This is a genomic window from Liquorilactobacillus ghanensis DSM 18630 (assembly GCF_001435235.1).
Lineage (GTDB): Bacteria > Bacillota > Bacilli > Lactobacillales > Lactobacillaceae > Liquorilactobacillus > Liquorilactobacillus ghanensis.
The window spans coordinates 15441-42309 of the sequence record NZ_AZGB01000018.1; the positions used below are offsets into that span (position 1 = coordinate 15441).

The following is a 26869-nucleotide window of genomic DNA, read 5'->3' on the forward strand; positions in this document are numbered from 1 at the left end:
AGTTAGTATAAACGACACTTGTTGGTTATTCAACAAGTAGTTATCAGGCGCAATAAATTAGGAGGAAAACTTATGCAGCCGCAAAAATTATTCGGCGGAATCGATGTCGGCTCAACAACTATTAAAGTTGTCATTTTAGATGAGCAGAATCATCCGCTTTATCAAACTTATCAACGACATTTCTCTGATGTTAAACATGCTAGTCAAAAAGTTTTAGCTGAAGCCGCCGAAAAAATTGGCGCTGAAACACCGATTGCTTTTACAATCACCGGCTCCGGTGGCATGGGATTGGCTGATGTCTTAAAACTTAAATTCATTCAAGAAGTTATTGCTTGTACCAAAACCGTTGAAAAAATTTGTCCTGAAACTAATGTAGCTATCGAATTAGGTGGTGAAGATGCAAAAATAACCTTTTTCGGTGCTTCACTTGAACAAAAGATGAACGGTTCTTGTGCTGGTGGAACTGGTGCCTTTATTGATCAAATGGCCAGTTTATTAAAAACTGATGCCAACGGTCTAAATGAGCTGGCTAAGGGTTATCAGCATATTTACCCGATTGCTTCCCGTTGCGGTGTATTTGCCAAAACTGATATTCAACCATTAATTAATGATGGAGCGCGGCAAGAAGATTTAGCTGCTTCAATCTTTCAAGCAGTTGTCAATCAAACAATTGCTGGACTGGCTTCTGGTCATAAGATCAAGGGGAAAGTCGCTTTTTTGGGTGGCCCACTGTATTTTATGAGCGAATTACGGCAGCGCTTTATTGAAACACTGAATTTAAAGCCTGAAGATGTTATTTTCCCGCCTGATCCACAATTATTTGTTGCTAAAGGAGCAGCCTTTTTTGCTCAAGAACAATCACCTACTACGATTAAACAATTAATCGCTGCTTTGCAAAATTCAGCTCATACCTTGCAACCAACTAATTCGTTGGATCCTTTGTTTAAAAACCAGGCAGAGTTAACAGCTTTTCGGAAACGACACGCAAATGCTAAAGTCGATTCCCGTCCACTTGCTGATTATCATGGAAAAGCTTTCTTGGGAATTGATGCCGGTTCAACCACTACTAAAATTGTCCTAATGAGCGAAGATCAAAAAATTCTCTATACCGCTTATGCCAACAATGAAGGCGATCCGCTAAAGAAAACTATTAGTTTACTGACTATTATGTATCAGCAACTGCCCGCGAATGTAACGATTGTCAAAACCTGTACAACCGGTTATGGCGAACAACTGATCAAAAGTGCTCTAAACGCTGATGAAGGCGAAGTTGAAACTGTTTCACACTACAAAGCCGCTCATCATTTTATGCCTGACGTTGATTTTATTTTAGATATTGGCGGACAAGATATGAAAGCCATGCATATTAAAAATGGTGCATTGGCAACTATCCAATTAAATGAAGCCTGCTCATCAGGCTGTGGTTCTTTCATCGAAACCTTTGCGCAATCCTTACGTTATAACGTTAAAGATTTTGCGAAAGCTGCTTTGTTATCTCCGCACCCAGCTGATCTCGGATCACGCTGTACGGTATTCATGCAATCACGAGTTAAGCAAGCGCAAAAAGAAGGCGCGACAGTTGGGGATATTTCCGCTGGTTTATCGATGTCTGTAATTAAAAATGCTCTTTTTAAAGTGATCAAAGCTCGATCAGCTCAAGATTTAGGTCAGCATATTGTTTGCCAAGGAGGAACTTTCTATAATGAAGCTGTATTGCGCTCCTTTGAATTACTGAGTGGTCAAGATGTCATTCGACCTAATATTGCCGGATTAATGGGGGCGTTTGGCGCTGCTTTAATCGCCCAAGAACGCTCCACCGCAAGTGATCAAACAACTTTGCTGACACCGGCCCAAATGGCAGGCCTTTCTTCAACCAAAACTTTTGATCATTGTGGACGTTGCGAAAACAATTGTCTGCTGACAATTACCATGTTTAATGACGGCCGCAAATTCATCACCGGCAATCGTTGTGAAAAGGGATTACGCATCAAATTAAAGCCCAAAGATCAGCGCGTTAATTTGGTTAAAGAAAAATTGCGCAAACTATTTTCTTACCGACCATTACGGAAAAAATTAGCTACTCGCGGTACCATTGGTATTCCACGAGTCTTGAATATGTACGAAGACTATCCTCTTTGGGCTACTTTCTTTAAAGAATTAGGAATTCGTGCCGAACTTTCAACGCGTTCTTCTGACGAAGTTTATGAAATGGGAATTGAAACGATTCCAAGCGACACTGCCTGCTACCCAGCTAAATTAGTTCATGGACACGTTCAGTGGCTAATCAATCGCGGTGTTCAGACTATCTTTTATCCATGTGTTGTCTATGAACGGCAAGAAAAAGCAGCCGCAAATAATCATTTCAACTGTCCAATTGTTCAATCTTATCCTGATGTAATTCGAATGAATGTTGACGAAATCCGCAATGGTCAAGTTGATTACCGTAATCCTTACTTGAATTTAGCTGATTTTGATTCAACTGCGCAAAATTTATATCAATCATTCAAAGACTTTGGTGTTAGCTTAAAAGAAGTTAAAGAGGCTCTACATGCTGGTTTTGCAGAATTGGATAATTTCAAACACTGGATTCAAAATCGTGGTGAAGAAACGTTATTACAGTTGCGGCAAAATGGCCAACACGGCGTTGTTTTAGCAGGACGTCCGTATCATTTAGATCCGCAAATCAATCGCGGTATTTCGCAAATTATTTGTGCTGAAGGATTCAATGTTTTGACCGAAGACAGTATTTCACATTTAGGTGATGTCAGCGGTTTACGAGTAGTTAATCAGTGGACTTATCATTCCCGACTTTACGCAGCAGCTCGTATTGCTGCTAAAACACCGGAATTGGAATTTGTACAATTAAACTCTTTCGGCTGCGGCATTGATGCCATTACAACTGATCAAGTTGAAGAAATTATGAGTCATTATAATCGACTGTATACTGTTTTGAAAATCGATGAAGGTACTAATATTGGTGCTATCCGCATTCGAATCCGGTCCCTTAAAGCGGCTGTTTTTGAACGGCAGCAGCGGCACTTATTGCCTCAAGAACAACATGATACTGTTAAGCCGGTTGTCTTCACTCCGGAAATGAAAAAAAATTACACGTTACTGTTGCCGATGCTATCGCCAATTCATCAATCCGGTTTAGTTGATATCGCTTTACGTGCTTCTGGTTATCACGTAGTTAATCTACCAGTCAAACGCCAACATTCAGTAGATGAAGGTACCAAATATGTAAATAACGATGCTTGTTACCCGGCTATTATCACTATTGGTCAAATGGTCGAAGCACTCAAAAGTGGTAAATACGATCTAAACCAAACTGCAGTAATGATGAGTCAAACCGGTGGTGGCTGCCGTGCAACTAATTATATTCCGTTGATCCGTAAAGCATTGAAAGACGCTGGTTTCCCACAAGTCCCAGTCATTTCATTATCACTTGGCGCCCAGGGAACTGAAAAATCTCCTGGATTTAAATTTACATTACCGTTAGTTAAACGTGCTGCTTTAGCATTCTTATACGGAGATTTATTTGAAAAAGTTGTTTATCGTACCCGGCCTTATGAAAAAGTTCCCGGTTCAGTTGATAAATTGCATCAGCAATGGCTAGAAATCGTTGGTCCCAACATTAAAAATGGCAGTTTCCATGAATTTAAACAAAATGTAGACCAAATTGTAGTCGATTTTGATCGAATTGCTCTCAAAGATGTTGTTAAACCACGTGTTACTTTAGTCGGTGAGATTTTAGTAAAATATTCGCCAATTGCCAATAATGACTTAGTTCGTTTGCTTGAGTCTGAGGGCGCTGAAGCGGTTTGCCCTGATATTGTCGGTTTTATGAATTATTCGTTGTTCAATCAAATCTACAAACATGATCATTTAGGTTCACCGCTTAAAAATAAATGGCTGGCTGAAGTAGCCTTAAAACTAATTCGCCAATGTGAAAAGCCGATGAATAAGGCTTTGAAGAAATCACGGCGGTTCGAAGGTATCGAAGCTATCGATCAAATCGCGGCTGGAGCCAAATCAATCATCAATCTTGGCAATCAAACTGGTGAAGGTTGGTTCTTGACTGGTGAAATGGTCGCCAGCTTGAAACAAGGCGTTAACAATATTATCTGTATGCAACCTTTTGGCTGCTTACCAAACCATATTGTCGGCAAAGGTGTTGTTAAAGAACTGCGTCGGCAGTATCCAATGGCTAATATTGCCTTGATTGATTATGATCCCAGCTTATCAACTGTCAATCAATTAAACCGAATTCGTTTAATGCTGGCTACCGCAAAGAAAAACTTAGCTGTGTCCAACATTGATCAAGTTACTGATTCAGCAAAAGTTAACTCTACTTGGGCTTCAACTGGCAACAAGAACCAAGCAGTTGATGCGCATTAGTTAAAAAGTCCAGCAAAAATAAATAGCAATGTGTAAGGCAAATTTTGCTTGTCTTACACATTGCTATTGTTGTCTTAAGATTAATTTAACCGCTTATTTTTGAACTTAAATCCAGTTAATTTTATTCCTAACATCCGCTTTGTTACCCAACTTAAGATTAACCCAAGCCACGTCAGCCAACCAATCAGCACACTTAAGTAAAATAATTTGCTTGGTCGATAAGATACCGTCACTCGATTATACTTAGATTTAGTTTTCAGTTGAACGGTCCCACGAAAACTCCGTGTATAATTAACCTGCTTGCCATTTAACTTAACTTGGGTGTGGTTATATGCAATAACTGGTAAATTAATATTCTTCTCCGTTTTGCTTTTACGAACTTGATAAGTAATTGTATTGGGTCCAACTTGGGGAACCAATTTAATATTTCTTTGGCCCAAAATAACTTGATTATTATAAATCGACTGATTATAAGCCGTTGTATTCTTAGCTGGATATTCATGATAATAATCTGTTTCACCAAATAAGACTAAGTAAGAAAAAATATTATTATAATTGTCCTTATTGATCAATGCATTGACCGGCAAAAGAATTGAGTTCTTTTTAGCTACTGCTAAGAAATTATGATCAGCGGCAACAATCCGATCAAAAACTGGTTGAATTGAGCCATAGTACCCGATAAAGCTTAATAAAGTTAATGTAATCAGAGCTGTTTTTTTCAGATAATTCAGTTTAATCTGCTGAATTAACTTGCTAAGTATCAAAGAAGCAGTAATTGATAAAAAGAAACTTGAATAAGCATTGAAACGATATGGAAATTGAATTTCACCCAAAATTTTCAAAAAAATCGAGCTGTGCAAAAATAGTCCCCATGGAGTCAAAGTTGTGGCTAAACATATAAAAATAATTCCAATAATATAAATACTTTTTTCAATTGGATTTTTTCTAACAAAGTACCAGCCAAAAAGCGCCGTTAGTAAAACAACGACTCCCACCGAGCGATTTATCGAAATTGTATTTGAAATTGACGGATCTATTAATTGTTGCACTGACATTAACCAACTGAAACCTTTTTCAGGAACAGCTATCTTTTGTCCAACAAAATCAGTCACGAAGGGCACTAGAATAAAAGCGCTTAATAATACCGTCAAGACGACACTTTTACCCAAAGCAATTACTCTTTCAATTTCAAATTTTCTTTGAATAATCAACTTTCCCAACAACAAGCAAACTAAAATTAAACTCACTAAATAAACACTTAACAAGTGCGAATAAAGCAATAAACTAATACCTATAGCTAGCAAAGGCCATTTCTGAGAGTCCTTCCAAAAAACATGGTAAGCCCCCAAAAAGACTAGTGGTAAAAAAGTATAAGCTATAAATTCTCCTAATACATAATTATAAATTCCCAAATGTAAATGATATGGTGCAATTGTGTAGATCACTGCAAAAATAAAACTGCGTGTTTTACTTTTAGAAAAGTTCAACATTGAATAGTATCCGATAATCAATGTTGCAAAAATAAACAATCCATACCAGATAATGAACGCACTGATCGGATTAAACCAAAATCTCAAAAAAGCCCATGGATATAGAAAAACAACTGGATAAAATAGAAAATTTCCAACGCCAGTATGATTAAAAGTATGACTTGCAATAAAAGTAAATAAATGATGTTCACTTAAATTTCGATAAATTTCTTCTACCCTTGAAAAATGAAAACTACTATCTGAAGTTAAAGCTAATTCACCTACTTTAAGCAGCACAGACGTATAAATAATCGTAACAAGTGCAAAAATAAATATAATTAACAAATTTCTTTTAACTTTTTCCAACTTCTCGACACTCTCCCACGCAACATATTAAGACCACTCCTATATGTTAGCAAAAAAAAATTTATTTTAGAAGATGAAATCATTAAATTTTCTTATTAATTATATGTTAAAAAATATCAAGTTTTCAATTATGTTCATTCAATAATTTTAAAACAATTTTCTAATACCACTATCTTTTATTTTACAAAGTTGATAACACTTGCTGCTTCTTTAATTGGACAATGTTTATCCTTAATCCTCCAAGTAAAATTATTCCTCTAAAGTAAGGAACTTATCTTCTTAATTTCCGACCTGTTCCTGTTAACCTCATCCCCAACTTCTGTTTTAATGCCCAAGTTAAAGCCAAGCCGGCCCAGGTCAACCAACAAACAATTAAACTAACATAAAAAAATTTGCTTGGTTGGTATGATACCGTTACTTGATTATTTTTTTGTTTGGTTTTAACTTGAACCGTTCCACGAAAACTACGCGTATAATTAACCCGTTTGCCATTTAACTTAACTTGGGTGTGATTATAAGCAATAACTGGTAAATTAATGTTCTTTTCCGTTTTGTTTTTATGAACTAGGTAAGTGATCTTATTTGCGCTAACTTTAGGAGTTGCTTTAACAACTCTTTTTCCTAAAATCACTTGATTATTATAAATTGATTGATTATAAGCCATTGCATCCTTAGCTGGATATTTATGATAATAATCGGTTTCACCATATAAAACCAAATATGAGAAAATGTTGTTGTAATTATTTTTGTTAATTAGCGCGTTAATTGGTAATGAAATTAAATTTCCTTTATCTTTAGTCAAGAAATTATGATTTGCCGCTATAATTCGATCAAAAACTGGTTGAATTGAGCCATAGTATCCAATAAAACTTAATAAAACAAATGCTACCCAAACAAATTTTTTAGGGTATTTCCAATTAGTATGCTCCATTAATTGACTTATACCCAGTGAGGCCGTAGATGATAAAAATAAGCTTGAATAAGAGTTAAGCCGATAAGGAAACTGGATCTTCCCAATGATATTTAAAATTATAGTATTATGTTTAAAACTACTCCAAGGAATTAGGGTCGTAGATGAACACAGTAAAATCAAGCCAATAAAATAGATAGTTCTTTCGCGCGGATTTTCCTTAACAAAATACCATCCTAAAAAAGCTGTTAGTAAAATAACAATTCCAACTGATCTATTTATGGCAATGGTGTTTGAAATCGACGGATCTATTAATTGTTGTGCCGTCATTAAAAAGAAAAAACCACCTTTTGGCGCTGCAATTTTTTGATTCATAAAATCAGTCACAAAAGGTACTAATATAAAAGAGCTTAACAATATAGCCAGTATTACGCTTTTGCCTAAAGCTAATATTCTCTCAAGCTTAAAATTTCTTTGAACAATCAGCTTTCCTAATAACAAGCACACTAAAATCAAGCCTACCAAATAAACACTCAATAGATGTGAATACAATAGTAAACTAATACCAATTGCCAGCAACGGCCACTTTTGCGTATCTTTCCAAAAAACATGATAAGCACCCAGAAAAACTAACGGCAAAAAAGTATAAGCTACAAATTCACCTAGTACATAATTATAAATTCCCAGATACAAATGATATGGCGCAATCGTGTAAATAATTGCGAAAATAAAACTACGAGTTTTGCTTTTTGAAAAATCCAACATTGAATAATATCCAATAGCTAATGTAGCAAAAATAAACATCCCATACCAAATAATGAAGGCATTGATCGGATTAAACCAAAATCTCAACAAGGCCCAAGGATATAAGAAAACGGCTGGATAAAACAGAAAATTTCCAACGCCAGTATGATTAAATGTATAACTTGCAATAAAAGTAAACAGATGATGCTCGCTTAAGTTACGATAAATTTCTTCAACTCGTGAAAAATGAAAGCTGCTATCTGAAGTTAAAGCTAATTGCCCAACATGCAGCAAAACAATTGTATAAACAAATGTGATAAGGGCAAAAATAAATATAATTAATAAATTATTTTTTAATTTTTGCAATTTTTTCTCCCTAATAGTGTGATTATTAAGTTCCACTTCAACATGTTAGCATAAATTGTTTTTATTTAGAAGAATCACTTGCTAAAATCACTTATTAATTATATCTTTTAAAATTAAACAAGTTGCGTTCAACCCGAACAAACAGCCTAATTTAAATATTCAGTTAAGTCCATTTCCCATTAAAACAAATTTACTAATTATGGCCGTTCAATAATCTTAAAACAACTTTCAGATGGAGCTAAATTACAATCTCCCAATTCAGTTATAATAAATTCGCCTAAATCATCATCATCGTGTAAAAAAGTAAAATCAAGTTGTTCAAGTTGCTGAGATTGCTCCGATAAATTAACTACATAAAGAGCTAATTGCTCTGTCGTACTGCGAATAATCGCCAAGCAACCAACCGTTGTTCCTAAAATCAAATTACCACTCTGCAAAACTTGATTATTTTTACGGCATTTGATCCATTGCTGGACGTAAGTAAAAATCGTTTGATCAATTTTCTTCCAAGGAAAGAAACCCCGATTCAGCGGATCTTTGCCGCCTGTCATCCCCGCCTCATCACCATAATAAACGCAAGGCACTCCTGGTAACATAAATAATAAATCCCACGCTAATTTAAGCTGGACACGGTTACCACCAACAGCTGTCAAAATTCTTTCAGTATCATGGGTCCCTAGATTATTAAATGCGTTGAGGTAAAACTTGGTCGGATAGTTTTCCTGCAAACTCATGATTTCTCGAATTACTTGACTCACCGGCCGGACTGGTTGTTTTGTTAAAAGTTCAAGCAAACAACGACGCAGCGGATAATTCATCACTCCATCCAGTTCATTACCAACTGGATAGTGTTTCCGCTGATCGTAGGCACTTTTATTGGAAGCATCTTCCCAAACTTCACCTAGTAAGACTTTTTCCTTCGAAAATTGCTGCAAACGTTGATGAATCCCCTGAATGAAATCATCCGGCAATTCATCAGCAACATCCAGCCGCCAACCATCCGCTCCCAAATCGGTCCATTTTTGAATAACACTATTTTTTTCACCATAAACTAACTGTCGAAAAGCTGGATAACTTTTATCAACTGTCGGCAAATCTTTCACGCCCCACCAGCAGGCGTAGTCATCTGGATAGTGTTTAAAATTAAACCATTCACGATAAGGGCTATGCTGATCCTGAGCAGCACCTTGATCGTCACCATAAAACAACCGATCAGCATTAAAATACTTACTATCTTTTCCCACGTGATTAAAGACACCATCTAAAATCAAGTGCATTTTATTTTGATGAAGCTGTTCAGCTAGTTCTTTAAAATCAGCTTCCGTTCCTAAAATCGGATCAATTTGTAAATAATCATTAGTATCGTATCGATGTGAACTACTAGCAAAAAAAATCGGATTTAAATAAATTCCTGTAATACCTAATTTTTTCAAATAAGGAATCTTTGCGGTAATTCCCTTCAGATTACCACCGAAGAATTCCCACCTGACTACTTTCCCGGTTTGATCCTTAATATAATATGGCGTGTCTTCAGTCGTTGCATAAATAAAAGTGTTTTTACGTTTAGCATTAACTTCACCAGCGGGATTACCATTATAAAAACGATCCGGAAAGATTTGGTAAAAAACTCCCGATCGGTACCATTCAGGTGCGTTTACTGGTTGAGCATAACAGGTCAATTGATAAGGTTTTAAATTATCAATTGCCGTCAATTCACCTGTGCCGCCTAAACCATCTGTTGTTCCATAAAAATAAACTGCCTGCTGCTTTGAAAGCTGAACTACTACCTTAAAATAATAAAAGTAAAGCCCGGCTTTAAGGGGAGTAAATGTAGTTTGATATGTCTCAGCAGCTATTTTTTTCAACGGATAATTTTCCAGCGTCACCTGCCGATCTGAACGAACCATTAATTCAACTGATAGTGGCGGCTGTTCACTGGTAATTCTTAAATTAAATACGACTGCTTGTTTAACTTGAATCGCTCCAAAAGGTTGTTTATATTTTTTTAACCAAGAATTATAGCGGATATCCAATATTTACACCGCCTTTTTGCGCCACCGATCTAACCTGCCAAATTTCAGAAGCATATTTTTTAACCGTTATGTCTGAAGAAAAATGGCACGCTTTAGCAATATTAATTAAACTCATCTGCTGCCATTTCTTTTGATCACGGTAAGTTTCATCGACTTGATCTTGAATTCGCAAATAATCTTCAAAATCACGCAATACAAAATAGTCGTCATTTAAGTAGGTCAAAGAATCAAAAATTTCATGACCTTCAGCAGCAATATTTGGAATTGTTCCATCGATCAATGCGTCCAATACTCGGTGAATAACCAAGTTATGATGATAATAATCTAAACTATGATAAGAATGATCCTGATAATACCGATAAACTTCTTGTTTCGTCAAACCAAACATAAAAATATTATCCGCACCAACTTGTTCTTTAATTTCAACATTCGCTCCATCCAAAGTTGCAACTGTCAGCGCACCATTTAACATTAACTTCATGTTGCTGGTACCGGAAGCTTCTTTGGATGCCGTTGAAATCTGTTCGCTGATATCGGCAGCCGGAATTATTTGCTCTGCTAATGAAACATCATAATTTTCTAAAAAAATTACTTTTATCTTTCCTTGAATCGTTGAATCGTGGTTAATTAACGCCGCAGTTTCATTGATACATTTGATAATTGATTTGGCATAATGATAACTTGGAGCTGCTTTGGCGCCAAAAATAAACACCCGGGGAACGATCGCCAAATCAGGATTTTCTTTTAAATCAAGATAAAGTTTGATAATTCGCAGCAAATTAAGTAATTGACGTTTATATGCATGCAGGCGTTTAATTTGAACATCAAAAATCGCTGTCGGATCAACGGTAACTCCCGTTCGTTCTTCAATTAGTTTGGCTAAACGCTGCTTATTATGCAACTTAACAACAGCCAATTTTTTCAAAAATTGCTCGTCTGTGTTATATTGCTGCAATTGCTGAAGCTGACAAGCATTTTGGCGCCAATTTCGCCCAAGCTTTTGATCAATAATTGCGGCCAATTCAGGATTTGCCAGTTGCAGCCAGCGGCGCAAAGCAATTCCATTTGTTTTGTTATTGAAACGCTCCGGATAAAGGGTGTAGAAGTCCCGCAAAACATCTGATTTTAATAAGTCAGTATGTAATTGAGCTACTCCATTAGTACTATGTGACCCAATAACTGCCAAATGTGCCATATGAACCTTACCACCAGAAATAATTCGCGTTCTTTCAATTAGCTGACCATCCATCTTACCTGCCAAATGTGCTACAAAACGATGATCAATTTCCGCAACAATCTGCAAAATTCGGGGTTGAATTTCATTTAGCAATGGAATATCCCAAGTTTCCAAAGCTTCCGCCATAATCGTATGGTTAGTATAACTCATCGTTTTAACAGTTTGCTCCCAAGCTTTTTCCCATGACAAATGTTCTTCATCCAATAAAATACGCATGAATTCTGCCACGCACATAGCTGGGTGTGTATCGTTAATATGAATTGCCACTCGCTGACTGATTTGATCGATTGTTTCATGATATTTTTTATAGTGCCGAATAATACTCTGAACACCGGCCGAAACAAAAAAGTATTCCTGTTTTAATCGCAACCGGCGACCAGCTTCATTTGAATCATCAGGGTAAAGCACAGTTGTAATATCTTCAATCTGTCGCCGCGCCTCAATTGTTGGATAGCAACTTTCAACAGCTTCCGGAATCTCAGCACTCCATAGGCGCAAAGTATTAACGTGCTGATTATGGTATCCTACTATCCCTACATCATAAGGAACCGCCTTAATTAAAGTTGCATCCTTATAAATTGGTTCTAAATAACCATTTTTTTGGACTAATTCAACATGTCCACCCATTGTAACCGTTACTGCTTTACTAGCTCGGCGAATTTCCCAAGCATTGCCGGCCGCTGTTTTCAGCCATTCATCCGGTAATTCCACTTGATACCCGTTGACAAAACGCTGCTTGAACAAACCATAGCGATAACGGATACCGTTGCCGTTAACCGGATACCCTTCTGATGCCAAGGAGTCCATAAAATCAGCTGCTAACCGACCTAAGCCACCATTTCCCAAAGCCATATCCGGTTCAACTGCTGCCACTTGCTCAAAATCAATTCCGATTTCCTTAAAGGAATCAATTACTAGCTGATACCAGCCCATGTTTAAAAGATTGCTCTTTAATAACTTTCCAGGTAAGAACTCAATTGAAAAATAATAAACTTGTTTCTCGTTTTCTTTTAAATAATCCTTCCACGTCTGCCGCCAACTTACCGAATATGATGATTTTACCAAAGAGCATAACGTATCATAAAGTTCACTGTTAGTTGCATCGCTAACATCAATTGCATACTTTTGACTCAAGCGTTTCTTGAAACTTTCAATAAAAAGTGTTTTGTCTAATTCCATTACCAATCCCCCTATTATTTTTGTTAAAGCAATTTATTATTATTCGTTACATAAAAGCAGTGACCAACTGAAAAGCGTCACCGTTTACTAAGAATTTATTAACCAGATACTGCTTGTTGATATAATTTCTCATAATTGGTACTTGCTGTTTTCCAACTGAAATCTTGCTGCATGGCTGCTTTAATTAATTTTCGCCAAATATTGGGCTGCTGTTGATAAACATTAAGCGCTAATTTAATGGTTTCCATCAAATAAAATGAAGAATATTCAGCAAAACCAAAACCGGTTCCCGTTTGTTCAATCGGGTTATATGGTTGGACACTGTCACGCAAACCACCAATCTGATGAACAATTGGTAACGTTCCATAACGCATTGCCAATAATTGTGATAATCCACAAGGCTCAAAAGCTGATGGCATTAAGAACATATCACAGCCGGCGTAAATTCGCTGTGCCAGATCAACATCAAAATCAAGCCGAATACTGCATTTATCAGGATACTTATTGGCAAAGTAACTAAAATCATGTTCAAGATCAGCATATCCCGTCCCCAATAAAATAAATTGAACATCAAATTGCAGCAGATTCTCCATCTCTGCTACCAGCAGCTTAAACCCCTTTTGATACGTCAAACGGCTGACAACACCAATTACCGGAACTGTTGCTTGTTGTGGTAAATTAAACTCTTGCTGCAACATCTGCTTATCGGTTTTTTTGCCGGTCAAATCAGCTGCCGTAAAATTTGCAGCTATAACTGAATCAGTTGCCGGATCGTTAATCGTAAAATCAATTCCATTTAAAATTCCAGAAAGTTTATGCCGTTCCATCCCTAAAATACTTTCCAAACCACAGCCGAAAGCCGGAGTTTGAATTTCTTGAGCATACGAGGGGCTGACTGTATTGACCCGATCAGCATATAAAATTCCAGCTTTCATAAAATTAACCGCGTCGTTAAAGCGAACCGTTCCATCATCGTATCTTTCGGTCCCCATTCCAAATAGTTCCGGCAGGATTTGGCGGTCATATTGCCCTTGAAATTCCAAGTTATGAATAGTCAACACCGTTGCAATTTGTTGATAAGCCTGAATCCAATGATATTTCTCCCGTAACAAAAAGGGAATAAATGCCGTATGGTAATCATTAACTTGTAAAACATCTGGAATAAAATCAATCTTTTCCATTAATTCAATAACGGCCTGCTGAAAAAAGGCAAATCGTTCACCATCATCATAATAGCCATAAAGCTGCGGTCGCTTAAAATAATACTGATTATCAATAAAATAATAATCAACGCCTTGGCGCTGTAAAGTTTTAACTCCACAATACTGCTGCCGCCAACCAACCTGAACTGTAAAATTAAATAAGTCTTCCAATTGTTGACAATATTTTGCTTTCATCCCTGAAAAAAATGGTAAAACAACTGCCACTTGATGACCACGTTCATGCAGGCTGTGTGGCAAAGCACCCACTACATCACCTAAGCCACCGGTTTTAAAAAAAGGAGCACATTCAGCCGCCGCAAATAAAATCTTCATTTTCATTTTCCTCCGTGGATATTCGCAGTAATATGTTCATTTTTCTTAACAACCAGCAGATTATCCGGTTGACCAATAATCTTCACGCCGGGATCAATCGTGACATCTTTATCAACCAGCGCATACCTTATTTGTGATTTAGCGCCGATTTTAGTACTCCCCATAATAATTGCATGGTCAACCACTGCCCCATTATCGACTAATGTTCGGCGTGAAATTAAACTATTAGCAACTTTTCCTTTAATTACACAGCCTGTTGCAATTTGACTGTTTTGAACATCTGAAGCTATTGAAAAATAAGTTGCCACTTCATTTTTAGTCCGCGTGATCACTTTATGACTGGAAAATAGCAAAGAATTATAATTTTCTGAATTAAGCATATCCAAATTTGCCTGGTAATAGCTGGGTAAATCATAAATGTTGCTAACATACCCAGTGTATTCGTAGGTCGAACTTTTGATCTGCGGCAAACTGTTAAATAAAAACTCCTCTAAACTCAGCGTTTGGCTATTTTGCAGCTGCTCGATCAGCCACTCAGTGTTAACAATAAAGACGCCTAACGATAAATTATAAACTTCCGTTTTTGAACTCATTTTCCGAAATTCTTTAACATGCTTAACTGTTCCATCTTTTTTTAAAGTTAAAATGTGGTCATCTGGAGCAATTCTGTTTGCCGCTGCTCGTTTGAAAACAGCTGTCATTTGATTGTTTTGTTCTTGGTGAATTTTCAGTACTGCTCGCAAATCTAAATTGCAAACAAATTTGTTTGTCAAATAAACAGTATAGGGGGCTTTTGCTGCTTTTAAAAAATCAATTATATCGCCAACTGGCAGCTCACCTTGGGCTTTTTTTCGTACCATATCTTGATAAAAACTAAAATACTGATAACTGCCAATACTGTCTAATCCCCATTCCCGACCACCGCCAAGATGATCAAAGATGGATTTAACCCGACCTTCATTGACCAACATAAATACTGAACGAACATTTGCGTTGACAACACTCGACAATGCAAAGTCAATGATGCGATACTTGCAGTCAAAATATAAAGTCGATAAGGGACGATTTTCCGTCAACGGCAGTAAATCAGCATATTCATGCTCATTACCAATAATGGCGCATATTTTATTAGTCTTCATCTGGTTTCACCCCGATCACTTCTCCATTGCCAACAACCGCAACTTCTTTTGTTCCATCAATTACTGCATTATCACCAATAGTCACATTTTCACCAATGATAGCTCGTTTAATTGTGACATTTTTGCCGATCAATGTTCCGGGCATAATAACACTATCTTTGACCAAGGATCCCCCTTTAATTTGCACATTAGCCGATAAAATACTATGCTCAATCTTGCCAGCAACAAAACAGCCATCAACAACCATTGAAGCATTAACAGTTGCTGTATCCGTAATAAATTGCGGGGGGGCAATTGGATTTTTAGAAAAGACCCGCCAACTGCGATCACGAACGTTCAAGCCGTCTTGATCATCAATAAATTCCATATTAGCTTCCCATAAGGATTGAATTGTGCCAACGTCTTTCCAATAACCCGAGAAATTATGGGCAAAGACGTTGTCACCGCTTTTGATATAAAATGGAATTACATTTTTACCAAAATCAATCATTGGTACTTCTTTAGTAAAAGCATTAACTAATACCGAGCGCAGTCGCTGCCAATTAAAAATATAAATTCCCATTGAAGCATGATTACTCTTAGGATGAGCCGGCTTTTCTTCAAATTCGATAATTCGATTATTTTCATCAGTATTCATAATGCCAAAGCGGCTGGCTTCATCCCACGGAACATCAATAACCGCTACTGTTAAAGCTGCTTTTTTCTCTTTGTGTGTCTGCAGCATCTGATCATAATCCATTTTATAGATATGATCACCGGACAGCACTAACAGGTATTCGGGGTCCATCGAGTCAATGTAATCAATATTTTGATAAATTGCATGCGCTGTTCCTTCAAACCATTTACTGCCTTCTTTATTGGAATAAGGCTGTAAGATCGTTACTCCAGAATCAAGATGATCCAACCCCCAGCTGGCGCCATTACCAATATGATTGTTTAAAGTCAGTGGCTGGTACTGAGTAATAACACCAATATTATAAATTCCTGAATTAACACAATTACTCAAAGTAAAATCAATAATCCGATAACGACCGCCGAATGGAACTGCCGGTTTGGCACTATCTTTGGTTAAGTCTTTGAGCCGTGATCCTTGACCGCCGGCTAAGATAACTGCTATCATTTCATTTTTCATATTAGTCTGATGGAAAAATCCATCCTTCACCCCTTTCTGACAAGAAGTACGGACTGTAATATTTTTTATTTAAACTTTCGCTGTTTTCGTAAAGTAATTTTTTGAGGTTGTAAAATAAGGGTGCCAAAAGCTGGTAAAGTAGTTGTCAATGAGTACTGATATTGTTTAAATGGAATTTTGGTTGTTCGGCTGAGATCATTATGCCGTACCCAAGTTCCACCAAATTCTTTCATTTCTGTATTTAAAACTTCCTGATAGCTGCCGGCGTATGGAACACCAACCCGGAAATTTCGCCGTTCGATCGGTGTAAAATTCATCGCAATTACTAAAAAATCTTTTTTGCGTTTTCCGTGACGAATAAAAGTGAGCACTGTTTCAGCAGTATTATCCGCGTCAATTACTTCAAGTGACTTTTCCTGATCATCAATTTCCCATAACGCGCGATTTTTTAAATAAAATTCATTTAAAGTTTGTGTGAATAATTGCATTTTTCGATTAAACTGATCATTCAAGTCGACCCATTCTAAACCGTGATCATACTTCCATTCCAAAAACTGTCCCCATTCGCTCCCCATAAATAACAATTTTTTGCCCGGATGAACCATTTGATAGGTGTACAATGTGCGTAACTGAGCAAACTGGCGGTAACGATCCCCCCACATTTTATGCATTAAGCTTTTCTTGCCATGTACTACCTCATCATGTGATAGTGGCAAAATAAAATTTTCTGATTGCCGATACATCCAAGAAAAAGTCAGCAAATTCAAATTGTCTTTGCGATAAATCGGATCCATTTCAAAAAATTGTAAAACATCATTCATCCAACCCATATTCCACTTATAATCAAATCCCAAAGAATTATCCGCTAACATTCCGGTCACTTTGGTGTCTGCTGTACTTTCCTCAGCCATCATTAGAACTTGCGGATAAGCTGCCTTAACTTCTTGATTTAATTTACGTAAAAAATGCCAACCGGCCAAATCACGATTCGTGCCGTCTTTATTAGGCTTCCACGGTCGTCCACCGTAATCTAAATAAATCATATTAGAAACTGCATCAACTCGAATTCCATCTAAATGAAAAGTTTCCAACCAATACATTACGCTTGAAATTAAAAATGATTGAACTGCCGGTTTAGCTAGATCAAAGTTCAAAGTCCCCCAACCAGGATTATCAGCTCGCTGATAATCTTGATACTCAAACGTTGGTGTGCCGTCATAATAAGGCAAAGTATCTGCATTCCGACAAAAATGTCCGGGTACCCAATCTACTAGCACGCCAATATTAGCAGCATGGCAAGCTTCGACAAAATCTTGAAAATCTTCAGGTGTTCCGTAGTAAGAACAAAAAGCAAAGTAGCCAATCAACTGATAGCCCCAAGAAGCTCCTAGTGGATGCTCCATCAAAGGCATAAATTCAACATGTGAATAGTTCATTTTTTTCAAATAAGGTACTAATTCACGCGTTAAGTCTTTTATTGTATAGGGAGTTCCATCAGTATGCTGTTTCCACGAACTGGCGTGAACTTCATAAATATTTAATGGACGTTCAAAATAATTTGAACGTTTATGCCGCCCACGCCATAAGCCATCATGCCATTTATGTGGTTTTAAGTCGCCTAAAATAGCTGCATCTTGTGGACGCTTTTCAAAACGTTGGGCAAAAGGATCAATCTTAAAGAACTCACGGCCGTTAGCTTGTTTAATATTATATTTGTATAATTGTCCAGTTTGTGGTTGGGTCGTAAATAAACTCCAAATCCCTGCTGTTTCCTTGTGCAGTGGTAATCCTGGTTGCTGCCATTGATTAAACTCACCAACCAGCGAAACTTGTTGTGCCTTTGGTGCCCACACGCGAAAAACAAAACCATTTTCTCCATTTTTTTTAACTTGGTGGGCTCCCATTACCTGATATGCTTTGAAATTTTTTCCACTAATAAAATTCATTATTTCATTAGAAAAATCATTTTCTAACCCATTCATCAGCGTCCCCTCCCATTACTTCTCAAGTAAATAAAGGATAATTTTGTAATCATTATCTAACTTTAGTATAACATGTTTCAGGTTAAAAAATTGCTTTTTTTAATTTTATTTTTGCAAATTAAAATCATTAAAATGGCTTTATTTAGGCAAAAACAAAATAAAATTTTAACTGCATCAAAGTTTAATATGGTTAAGCTCCATAATTTATATGTGTTAAATACAATTCAAAATATGTAAGATATAAAGTGTGAAAACATCCTATGATATACAAAAAAATTGCTTCAAGTATTTTTAGTACTTGAAGCAATTTCAGTTCGTCTTCATTACCCAGTTTTTTAATTATATTTCAATTGATCACACTTCAAGTGTTCTGAACTAGATGAAGACAAATATAACTATTCTTTCGCAGCTGCCTGTTCTTTTTTCAATAAGGTTCGATCATAATGTCTGATAAATGGATACCAAACTACAAAAGCAACTGCCGCACAAATGACTGCCAAAACAGCACCTTTCCAACTAGCCGTAGCAATAAAGCCGCCTAATCCCACCGGTGTTGGCCATGGTTGCTGGACAATGATTTTATGAACCAGATGTGAAGAAATCGCAAAATAACCAACAGTTCCTGAAACTAATGGAGCAAAAACAAATGGAATGAAGAGTTGGACGTTATAGACGATCGGTAAACCAAAAATTAAAGGTTCATTGATGTTAAAAATCGCTGGAACAATCTCTGCCTTGCCGATTTCACGCAACTGAAGTGATTTCGATCTAGCTACCAACCAAATTGCTAATCCTAAAGTTGCACCGGAACCGCCAACATAAACAAAGGCATTCATCGGGTCACCTGCTAGAAAGTGATTTGCTCCTTGAACATTAGCCGCCATGTTTGCCAACCCAATCGGTGTTAGGAAAGAACCAATAATTGTTGCCCCATGAATTCCAAACCACCAAAGGAAATGGATCAAGAAAATAATAATCAAGAAACCCCACCAAGTATCAGCAATATTACTGATAAATGAAAATGGAATATACAAGATCTTAAACATATCGGTTCCAGCAATAACAAAGATCAGGTTAAGCCCAGCAATAACAAAAGCAACGCAAAAACCTGGAATTAATGAACTAAATGAATTAGCAACTCCGGCTGGAACAGCTGCCGGCATTTTAATTGACCAATTATGCTTAATCGTAAAACGGTAAATTTGAACTGTTAACCAGCCAACTACCAAGCCAGTAAAGATTCCTACCGCGGCAATTCGAGTAACCCCAGAGGATGAAACTGCATAACCGCCACCAATAATATTTGATTTACTTAACGACTGGACAAACTGCACTGAACCATTTTTCCAAACTAATTGCGGAACGGTGATAAACATTGCCATTAAAAACATTAATAACCCATTGAGCGGATTTAAATTAAGGTGTTCTTCTTCCTGATAAATCTTGGTATAACTATAGGTAAATGTACCAGCAAAAATTAGTGCTAAGATTCCCATCGTGGAATTATAAACTACTTGAAATAGGTTAGTAAAGCGCCCCAATGTTTCGGCATATAGGCTGGCAAAACCCGGAATTGGAAACGCCTGTGGCAGAACTGTCAAAATCAAAAAAATTGCTCCGATAATTGAAAAAGCAATAACACTATATCCAGCTTCCATAATTGCCCGTACAAACCGAGAACCGGCAAACTTACCAACTATATTTGTCATTTTTTCTTTAAAAGCATCAGAATTATTCATTAATTAACGCCTCTTTTCTTAAAAACTAATTTTTCCCAGCATCAGCAAGTTTTTGATAAACACTGATCAACTCCTGTGCCAAATCAATAAAAGTAATCGCTGTCATTAAATGATCTTGTGAATGGACCATTAGCAAGGTTAACTGTGCATGCTGCCCGTTAGCTTCCGCCGTCAGCATCTTGGTCTGCATATTATGTGCTTCAACTAATGCTTTGTTAGCTTCAGCAATTTTTGCCTGAGCTCCTTTAAAATCGTCATTATGAGCCGCATGAATTGCTTCCATTGCCAATGATTTGGCATTTCCAGCATTGGTAATCAATCCCATCGCCTGCATTAATTGCTGTTCTTCTTGATTATTACTATCAGTCATTAAAATCATCCCTCCAAAACAAATTAACTCTTAACCAATCAGCTCTAACCCCTGCTGCAAGACTTTAGCGCCATTCATCATGCCATAAGCTTGCATATTAATTACATCAACTTTGATCGGCTTGTTTCCAACTTTTTCCTTAATATTGCTTAGCATATAACGAACTTGCGGCCCTAATAAAATACAGTTAACATTTTCCTGACTTAATTTCTCATCGACCTCAGCTGCTGGACAGGCAAAAATTTTCGCTGTTATTTTTTGTTGACTCGCAGCCTCTTGCATTCGTTTAACTAACATGCTGGTACTCATCCCCGCGGCACAGCACAACATAATTGTTTTCGTTTCCTCACTCATCATAAGTTCCTCCTCATAATATTTCGGTGTTTTGAAGTGATAAAGTTTTCACATCTTCATTACACCTGCTTTTGTTTTACTATCATTATTTTAGCGGTAAAAGTAAGTATTGACTATAGCATTTAAGAAAACGGTTACATGTTACGGATAATGAAACAAATTATAATTTTGTGCTTTTCGGGTTATTAATTTATAATTTAACTATTCCTCACTAAAAGAAAGGTTTGGATCAATAATGATCGATTTAAAAAATTTTACTCCGACAGAAATTCTAATTTATAACTACCTGATTGCTCATCCTGATGAAGCACTTAAATTAAGCATTCGCCAGTTAGCTAGTACGATCCATGTTTCATCCGCTTCTATTATCAGGTGTGTAAAGAAAATGGGATATGATAGTTTTTATGAATTCAAATTTGATTTAAAACAGCAAAAGCTTACTTCGCAAACAGAAAAATTAGCCACTAATTACGATATCGAAATCATTGATTCATCACATGATTTTTTCAAACGGCCATTACTGCAGCAATACGCCCATGAATTAACCGCGTTTAAAAAATTAATGCTTAATGCAAATAATATTCTTTTCTTTGGAATCGGCACATCCGGTATCTTAGCTCAGTACGGTGCCCGCCAATTTATGAATTTTGGCGTTAATTCAATTTATAATATCGACCCTTTCTACCCTTTACCTAAAGAAGGGCAAGATGATACCAAGCGAGTCGCTATTATGTTATCAGTCAGCGGTGAAACACCAGAAGTTATTGAGCGAGCCGTTAGTTTGAAAAGCGATAATTTTCATATCATTAGTATCACCAATAATAATTACAGCACTTTGGCAAAAATTTCGGAAATCAATTTTTCATATAATGTCAAACCTGAATCTATTAAAAACAATTTAAATATTACTACCCAAGTTCCCGTAATTTTTATTCTAGAATCACTGGCCAGAAACATTGGTCAGCGAAAATAAAGCAACACTATTTTTACGCTTTTTTAGCATAGCAAAAGGCTGTCCAAAAATTAATTTGCACAGCCTTATTTCATTACAATAAATTTTTCAATAATCTTCAATTAATTGTCATTGGATACATTATTTCAAAGAGATTAATCCAAGTTGGCTCCATTGGTTTTAATAACTTTTTGATACCAGTAAAATGAATCTTTTTTCAAACGTTTATTACTGCCGTGTCCTTGGTCATCACGATCCACATAAATAAAGCCATAACGTTTTGACATTTCCCCAGTACCAGCAGAAACCAAATCAATGCAGCCCCAAGGCATATATCCGATCAGCGGCACACCGTCTTTTTCAATGGCATCTTTCATTGCCTGAACATGTGCTTTCAAGTATGCGATCCGGTAATCATCATGGATTCGCCCATTGGCAGTTACTTCATCTCTGGCACCTAGACCATTTTCAACGATCATTAATGGTTTATGATAATGGTCAGTCAGCCAATTTAACACATAACGCAAGCCGAGCGCATCAATTGGCCAGCCCCAATCACTAGCTTTCAAATAGGGATTCTTTTGAATTGCTTCAGGGCCAACAAAATGAAATTCAGGGTTATCATCTTGCGCAGCAATAGTTAATGAATTGTAGTAACTAAAACCGATATAATCCACTGTACCAGCTGCAAGTATTTGCCGATCTTCTGCTGTAATATCCGGTCGTAAATTGTTTGCTGCAAAGAAAGCTTCCATGTGCCGCGGATAGCTGCCAAGTGCATGGACATCGGCAAACCAGTAACGCCGCTGCATGGCTTTTAGTGCCTGAAAAGTATCCTGTGGTTTACAGGTTGCCGGATACAATGGTGAAACGTTGACCATACAGCCGATCTTAAAATCAGGATTAATTTGATGACCGATTTTAACAGCTAAAGCACTCGCAACTAATTCATAGTGGGCTGCTTGATACATTAATGCTTCACTATCTGATTCATTTGGCTCTAATATTAAGCCTGAATTTGTCGCCATTAAAAATTGCTCTTCATAATCTGTTTGGTTATTGATTTCATTAAATGTCATCCAGTATTTAACCTGATTCTTGTAACGTTTAAAAACGACAGTTGCAAAATGAACAAAAAAATCAATCATCTTTCGGTCTCGCCAACCACCATATTTCTTGATCAAATGGTATGGAATTTCAAAATGCGATAGTGTAATAACCGGTTCAATTCCATATTTGTGACATTCGGCAAATAAATCATCATAAAATTGCAAACCAGCTTCATTGGGTTGTTCTTCATCTCCTTGCGGGAAAATTCGCGTCCACGCAATTGATGTTCGAAAACTCTTAAAACCCATTTCCGCAAATAATTTAATGTCTTCCTTATAATGATGATAAAAATCAATCGCTTCATGATTAGGATAAAATTTATCCGGTAGAACTCCGTCAGTTATTTGGCGCCTAACACCATTCGCTCCTGCAGTCATTACATCAGCAATACTTGGGCCCTTGCCGTCAGCCTGCCAAGCTCCCTCTAATTGATGAGCTGCCACTGCTCCACCCCATAAAAAATCTTTTGGTATCGAATATTTCATTTTAGTTAGCTCCTTTTAGTTGGCTTTTCTTAATTATAGCGTCTTTTTGAATGCGCTAACATATTACTCGGTTTAATAGTAACAGTAATCATATTAAAGTAATTTGTTACAATTTTGAAACAGCAATTAAAATATTTCTAACCATGTAGTCCATTAAGCTGCTCTTTTTTAAAAAGCCTGAACTTAGGCTAAATTCTCGGTCTAAGTTCAGGCTTTACCAGCTTAATTTAATTTTTTGTTTTGCTTAAAACATTCAACAGCTCACCATTCAGTTTTCCAAGTGATAACTGTTGATCTTTAACATTGGAAAACAACAAAATATAATCGCGTCCATTATGTGTAAAACCGTTAGAGATAACCCACCCGGAAACATAACCACGATTAACGATCAATCCGGGATCATTATAAAATCCCATCCCATAATGTGAACTGCTGCCGGGGGTAAACATCAGCTGCAAATGAGTGGTATCCAGCAACTTCTTATTTATTAAGGCTCGATCAAACTGATACATAGATGTAGTGTCCATGTACATATCGCTAACGCCATACAATTGGGAAAAATTTGGCAACGGCTGTGCTGATAACCGATTATTTTGTTTAAGATATCCAATTGAGGCAGCTTTCAAGTGATCAAAATTATCATCGACATAACCAACCGTTTTTATTCCGGTCGGTCCGAAAATATGCTGTGCTAAATATTTTTTAAAGCTCTCATGTGTAACCTCTTCTAAAACTTTAACCAACACCGTATAATTTGAATCTTCGTATTCCCAACTGCCAAGCGGTCGATGAATACCATGATGCTCAATTTCTTCGATCATCTGGTTCAGCGATTTGGTTTGCGAATCTTCCGCGCGCCCAACAATACCGGATGTATGCGTCATAAAATTACGTAGCTTAATCATTGATCCGTTGGGAAAACCTTGCAGATATTTATTAATTGGATCGTTAATTGATAGTTTATGTGCTTGATCCAATTGCAAAATGCTCGTGGCAATCAAAGCCTTTTCCGTTGAAGCGATTGGAAAAAGTGTCTGCGGGGTATTAGGGATCCGCTTGGCCTGATCAGCAGCACCATATCCTTTACGCAAAACGATCTGCTGATTTTTGACAATCAACGCGGTTCCTGTAAAGCCTGACTTTTGCAGTATTGCATCAAGTTGATGATTATGATCAATGGTGGCTAAAGTCGGCATTCGAGTTGAATAATGACTACCATTGCCTGTATGCTGCTCAACTAATCGCTGCTGACTTTTATACTTTCTTTCCTGCTGCATATTATTAAATAAACCCACAAAAAGTCCACATAAACCAGCCACTCCCAAAATAATAAAAAGGCGTTCTTTTTTCAAATTCAATTCCTCCAAGTTAATCTAACTTATATTTTAAAGAAGTTAGCGCTTAATATGGCTTAAGTTTGTTTTAGGAATTTTGATTTATTTAAACTTTTCTTTAAATGATCCGTTGACTTCCAGTGATTACTATTAAATAATAAGTAATGTCAAAAATATTTTTCACATTCAATTAATAATTCAACAAGAAAGGATGTACCAAAAGTGAAATATTCACGATTTTATCGGCTGTTCGGACAAGCCGTTGTCACTGCAGCCATTATTCTTGTCGGAGCTGCCGGTGAATCAGCTGTTCAAGCCGCGGATGATGCTTCCAGCAGCAGTACGGCTACCGTTACAGCTTCCGTTAGTAGTTCCAGTAGTCTGACTACTGCCCCAACAGCTTCACACCAAAGCAGTGCTAGCAGTTCAACCAGTTCGGCTACTGCCAGCAGTACTACTAATGCTAATCGAGTTTACAGCACCAACTCCAATGACGTTACAACTGCACAAAACCAGCTTAAACAAGCCCAAACGGCAGCTAGCAAGGCTTCCAGCCAACTGTCAAGTGCCACAACGGCTAAAAACAATGCTCAAACAGCCGTAAATAACTTAAAAGATCAGCAGACGAACAATTCAAGTGGTAGCCAAATTAATCTGACTAATAATCAAAAAACAAAAATTGCAACTAACTGGAGCACCCTTGATGAGGGTCCCGCAGCCAAAACAGCTTTTACTGATAATGAATCAACGGATAAGAACACCAAAATTGATGCTAACAATTTAACTCAATCTCAAGCAGCAACTCTTTCAGCATATGCTGCCGGCTTAATCAATAACTTACGGGGACAATTAGACTATAATACCCTCAATAATCAACGTGCTGCCAATGATTACTATCGCAATACATCGGTAGTCGTTACTCCCGGCGCAATTAATTTTGCCAAACAAGTTGCTGCTAATTATAATAGCGATCATTGGAACGGATATACCCAAGGCAACCACGATGTTCCGGCAATTCAAAAAGCTGCCGCTGCTAATGGATTAGATCAGGGTGCCAACTATTATGAAGATATGGAATCATTTTCCGTAAACTACGCAACTGATATGACACTCTATGCGGCTAAAAATTATCTTTATAATGCCATTTACGACATGTTATTTAATGATGCCAGTGAAGCATATGCACATGCACATTCTATTTTGGGGTTAGATATCACTGCCTCAGAAGGAATTACAGAAGAATACTTTGCTGTCAGTTTTGATCAATATGGCAATGTTCATTTGGAATTAATCAAACCAGATTATGTAAGTGATCAAACAAAATTCAAAGCAAATTTTGACACGATTCCCTTAGCAGCCAATCAAGACCAAATTACAGCCGCTCAAGCAGCGTTAAATAAGGCCACTGCCAATTACAATACAGCTTTAGCAGCATATAATACTGCCAACCAGCAATTGCAACAAGCACAAGCCGCTTTAACTACTGCTCAAAATCATACCGCTAAAAATGGACAGTTTTACGAAAACGGCCATTGGTATTTGTACCAAAATGGTATCAAAAAAACTGGGTTCCAATCTATTGCTGATCAACATAAAACCGTTTATTACAATAGCCAAGGGCAAATGCAATACGGACAACAAAAGCTAAATGGCCACTGGTATTTATTTGACAGTGCTACCGGAGCTATGAAGACGGGATTTCAATCTATCGCTAACCAACATAAAACCGTTTATTACAATAACCAAGGACAAATGCAATACGGACAACAAAAGCTGAATGGTCACTGGTATTTATTTGACAGTGCTACCGGGGCTATGAAGACGGGGTTTCAATATATCGCTAACCAACATAAAACCGTTTATTACAATAACCAAGGGCAAATGCAATATGGACAGCAAAAATTGAACGGTCATTGGTATTTATTTGACAGTGCTACCGGAGCTATGAAGACGGGATTTCAATCTATTGCTAACCAGCGTAAAACCGTTTATTACAATAACCAAGGACAAATGCAATACGGACAACAAAAGCTGA

The 26869-nt window shown here is 37.0% G+C and carries 16 protein-coding genes; 3 read left to right on the forward strand and 13 right to left on the reverse strand.

The features are described from left to right. Positions 1 to 72: 72 nt before the first annotated feature. Complete coding sequence (locus tag FC89_RS07615; protein ID WP_057871965.1) at positions 73 to 4398, forward strand: 2-hydroxyacyl-CoA dehydratase; 4326 nt, start codon at positions 73 to 75, stop codon at positions 4396 to 4398. Between the two features lie 80 nt (positions 4399 to 4478). Here the strand turns inward: FC89_RS07615 and FC89_RS07620 are convergent, their stop codons facing one another. From FC89_RS07620 to FC89_RS07670, 11 genes are all read right to left on the reverse strand, one after another. Then, positions 4479 to 6233 carry a glycosyltransferase family protein gene (locus tag FC89_RS07620; protein WP_057871966.1) on the reverse strand — a complete coding sequence of 585 codons (1755 nt, stop codon included), beginning with the start codon at positions 6231 to 6233 and terminating at the stop codon, positions 4479 to 4481. A gap of 271 nt (positions 6234 to 6504) precedes the next feature. Continuing rightward, a complete protein-coding gene (locus FC89_RS07625) occupies positions 6505 to 8253 on the reverse strand; it encodes a 6-pyruvoyl-tetrahydropterin synthase-related protein (RefSeq protein ID WP_057871967.1) in 1749 nt (582 codons plus the stop codon). A gap of 197 nt (positions 8254 to 8450) precedes the next feature. After that, positions 8451 to 10286 carry a glycoside hydrolase family 13 protein gene (locus FC89_RS07630; RefSeq protein WP_057871968.1) on the reverse strand — a complete coding sequence of 612 codons (1836 nt, stop codon included), beginning with the start codon at positions 10284 to 10286 and terminating at the stop codon, positions 8451 to 8453. Continuing rightward, the gene (locus FC89_RS07635; RefSeq protein WP_057871969.1) at positions 10270 to 12702 is read right to left on the reverse strand and encodes a glycogen/starch/alpha-glucan phosphorylase; all 2433 of its coding nucleotides are present in this window, start codon (positions 12700 to 12702) and stop codon (positions 10270 to 10272) included. Before FC89_RS07635 ends, FC89_RS07630 begins: the two co-directional genes overlap by 17 nt. 98 nt (positions 12703 to 12800) lie before the next feature. After that, positions 12801 to 14237, reverse strand: coding sequence for a glycogen synthase GlgA (gene glgA, locus FC89_RS07640; RefSeq protein ID WP_057871970.1), 1437 nt, complete (start codon positions 14235 to 14237; stop codon positions 12801 to 12803). 2 nt (positions 14238 to 14239) lie between these two features. After that, a complete protein-coding gene (gene glgD / locus FC89_RS07645) occupies positions 14240 to 15376 on the reverse strand; it encodes a glucose-1-phosphate adenylyltransferase subunit GlgD (protein WP_057871971.1) in 1137 nt (378 codons plus the stop codon). Further along, on the reverse strand, positions 15366 to 16508 hold the full coding sequence (locus tag FC89_RS07650; protein WP_057871972.1) for a glucose-1-phosphate adenylyltransferase: 1143 nt from the start codon (positions 16506 to 16508) through the stop codon (positions 15366 to 15368). Before FC89_RS07650 ends, glgD begins: the two co-directional genes overlap by 11 nt. Before the next feature lie 65 nt (positions 16509 to 16573). After that, positions 16574 to 18490 (reverse strand): 1,4-alpha-glucan branching protein GlgB, encoded by a 1917-nt coding sequence (gene glgB, locus FC89_RS07655; RefSeq protein ID WP_057871973.1) that lies wholly within the window; start codon positions 18488 to 18490, stop codon positions 16574 to 16576. 395 nt (positions 18491 to 18885) lie between these two features. After that, positions 18886 to 20229 (reverse strand): PTS cellobiose transporter subunit IIC, encoded by a 1344-nt coding sequence (gene celB, locus FC89_RS07660; protein ID WP_057871974.1) that lies wholly within the window; start codon positions 20227 to 20229, stop codon positions 18886 to 18888. 25 nt (positions 20230 to 20254) lie between these two features. Beyond that, entirely contained in the window at positions 20255 to 20599 is a 345-nt protein-coding gene (locus FC89_RS07665; protein ID WP_083485445.1) for a PTS lactose/cellobiose transporter subunit IIA, read from the reverse strand. A 30-nt stretch (positions 20600 to 20629) separates the two neighbouring features. Further along, on the reverse strand, positions 20630 to 20953 hold the full coding sequence (locus FC89_RS07670) for a PTS sugar transporter subunit IIB (protein WP_057871976.1): 324 nt from the start codon (positions 20951 to 20953) through the stop codon (positions 20630 to 20632). 235 nt (positions 20954 to 21188) lie between these two features. Between FC89_RS07670 and FC89_RS07675 the strand changes: the two genes are divergently transcribed. Continuing rightward, on the forward strand, positions 21189 to 21926 hold the full coding sequence (locus tag FC89_RS07675) for a MurR/RpiR family transcriptional regulator (RefSeq protein WP_083485446.1): 738 nt from the start codon (positions 21189 to 21191) through the stop codon (positions 21924 to 21926). Between the two features lie 134 nt (positions 21927 to 22060). Here the strand turns inward: FC89_RS07675 and FC89_RS07680 are convergent, their stop codons facing one another. Together FC89_RS07680 and FC89_RS07685 are read right to left on the reverse strand one after the other, a co-directional pair. After that, entirely contained in the window at positions 22061 to 23500 is a 1440-nt protein-coding gene (locus FC89_RS07680) for a 6-phospho-beta-glucosidase (protein WP_057871977.1), read from the reverse strand. 227 nt (positions 23501 to 23727) lie between these two features. After that, on the reverse strand, positions 23728 to 24852 hold the full coding sequence (locus FC89_RS07685) for a serine hydrolase domain-containing protein (protein WP_057871978.1): 1125 nt from the start codon (positions 24850 to 24852) through the stop codon (positions 23728 to 23730). 204 nt (positions 24853 to 25056) lie between these two features. Here FC89_RS07685 and FC89_RS07690 point away from each other — a divergent pair. Then, a partial coding sequence (locus FC89_RS07690) for an N-acetylmuramoyl-L-alanine amidase family protein (protein ID WP_187329659.1) occupies positions 25057 to 26869 on the forward strand: 1813 nt, incomplete at its 3' end.